Source organism: Ferrovibrio sp. (assembly GCF_002796975.1).
GTDB lineage: Bacteria > Pseudomonadota > Alphaproteobacteria > Ferrovibrionales > Ferrovibrionaceae > Ferrovibrio.
On sequence record NZ_PEKV01000028.1, the window covers coordinates 1 to 2,465 of the forward strand.

General features: G+C 60.2%; 1 protein-coding gene. It reads left to right on the top strand.

Translation table 11 applies throughout. The features are described 5' to 3' along the window. Positions 1-114: 114 nt before the first annotated feature. Positions 115-2,465: hypothetical protein (locus CTR53_RS20940; protein ID WP_290818371.1), on the top strand; the 2,351-nt coding region annotated here is incomplete at its 3' end.

Consider the following 2,465-nt stretch of genomic DNA (forward strand, 5'->3'; position numbering starts at 1 on the left):
AATGCCTTTCATTCAAATACGGCGTCATTGACCGTCGGCGTCGGCGGAGGGACTTCTGCGTTTTCGGGAAGGATAATCGACGGGGGCAGCTACAACGGGGTTGAATGCGCCGCCGTGTCGCTGACCAAGCAAGGAGGAGGCATCATCACGCTGACGGGAGACAACGACTACGGCGGGGTCACCGAAGTCGTCGTCGGCGAATTGAGTCTGGGGGGTTCTCTCCGCTCTTCCGTGACGGTGAGGAGCGGCGGCGTTTTGTCTTCGTCGGGCGGTCGCGGCGCGACTTCCGGCAGGGTCGACGTGGAATCCGGGGGGACGATACACGGGGGGCGAGAGGCGGGCGCGCTGACCGTCGGCGAACTGGTTCTGCAAGACGGCGCGGCGCTCGACGCATATGCCTCCGGCGCTTCGGTTTCGAAGATAATTTCCACTTCCGCGCCGAGGGTGGGGGCGCTGACCGTGCGCCTCAAGAACGCGATGAGCGCCGGCGCTTACGCGCTTATAGAAGGGCCGGGGAACGGTTCCGTTTCCGCCGTGGTCACGGGCGAGAACCTCTCTGCCTTATACTGCGTGCGCTACGCTTGGGAAAACGGCGTGAAGATGACGGCGAACAACAATACTTCGATAAGGGAGGGGGTTCTGAGCGGCGGGGGCTTGCTTGCCGATGCGTCCTCTTCGGGTCTTTCGGCGGCGCTGCAACCCTCCGAAAGGGGGGTGACTTATCATTTGTTCAAAACGTCGAACGGCGTCGTTTCGGAAGCGGGCGCGAAAGAAGGCACGGGGGGCGTCCTGATTTTTGAGAATCTCGGCGCCGGGGTTTATTCGGCCAAAGGGAGCAAAGACGGATGTCTGCGACCGATGAGCGGCACGGTCGTCATTTCCGTCGATGCGAGAGCGGTTTCGAAAGGGTGGCTTGCCCACTCGATTCCGGAGGCCGTGAAAGCGACCCTTGAAAGGGACGCGCCGACGGGCAAAAGTTCCCACTTTTTGTTTAAAGACCTTTACCCTTCCTTTCGGGGCAAAGTCATCGGGTCGTGCGAAGACACATGCCGCTACTACGCGGGATTTCAGCTGAGTTGCGACGGGAGCGATTTCAACACCGCCGTCCGATGGGCGGCGCAGTTGAGCCTCAGCCTGAAGAAGCCCGGTTTTCCCGCGGTCAAGCTTTCGGATTCGCTCAAAGCGGACTTGGGGGCGCAGACTTTTGAGAGCACGACTTTTTTCGACCAAACGCTGCGTTGCGAGGACGACTATGAGTTTATAATAGACCATGCGTCGGCGAAAGGGAACGTGCCTCCGGGGGCGGTGCGTCTGGTCATTCGCCTGTTCAAAGCCTACCATGCGCAGATGGATCCCTCGGCCGCGGTGGGGGAGAGCAATTTTCACGTCGCGTCCGCCGGTCAGTCGGCGAGCCTGAGCTGGTCTTGCGCGGCGCCGGGGGCGGAAGAATACGATTTGGAATGGGTGTTTATAGACGCTTGCGACGGTTTCTCCGGAAGCCGCGAGGAGGCTTTTGCTTTTTTGGAACCCGTCCGGGTCACGGTGAAAGGGATGGAATATTCCCGCACGCTTTACTATCCTTCGGGAAACGTGTATTACCGGATACGCCCCGTCGGGCGTCAGAAACTGAATCCCTCCCGCCGCACAGAGGGGGCATGGACATACAAAGGGCCTTTCGCTTCGACCAACCACGACGAGAGTCGGACGTGGCAATGGCAGACTGTTTTTTCCGAGGAGGGGAAGCATAAAAAATCGATGTCGTACTACGACGCCACGGGTCGTTTGCGTCAGCAGAGCGTGAACTTAAGCAGCGAGGGGGCGACGCTCACCGGGGAGACGCTGTACGATTTTGAAGGGAGAAAATCCGTGGAAGTCATGCCGGTTCCTTCACTGGGGAACTCCTTGTCGCACAAGTCGAACTTAAACCCTTTTTTGGCGGGCGCCGAGGTGAGCGGCCATGTGTCCCCCCTTCGCAAGAAATACCACTACGACAACGGACGGACGGCGAACAGCGTATTGGACAGCGCTTCTTCGGGGGCGGGGCGGTACTATTCCTCGCTCAACGACATAGAGCATCCGCATAAAGACGCGGTGCCGAGGTCGGGAGGCTATGCTTATTCCCAGACGGAATATACCCGTGACGGCACGGGTCGGATAAGCCGTCAAGGCGGCGTCGGGAAGGAGTTGCGCATAGACGGTCCGCGCGCGGCGCGTCATTACTACGGGAGCGCCTCGCAGGAGGAACTCCGCCGTCTGTTCGGCGACAAAATAGGGAAGGCGTCGCATTACAAAAAGGACGTCATGGTAGACGCCAACGGGCAGGCTTCGGTGTTCTACAAAGATCAGGAAGGGCGGACGGCGGCCACGGCCTTGGCGGGCGGTTCGCCGTCGAACGCGGAGGAGCTGGCCTCCTTTGCGGCGCAGACGGGGACTCCGGTCACGCTGAGGCTGGACGAAAAGAACTC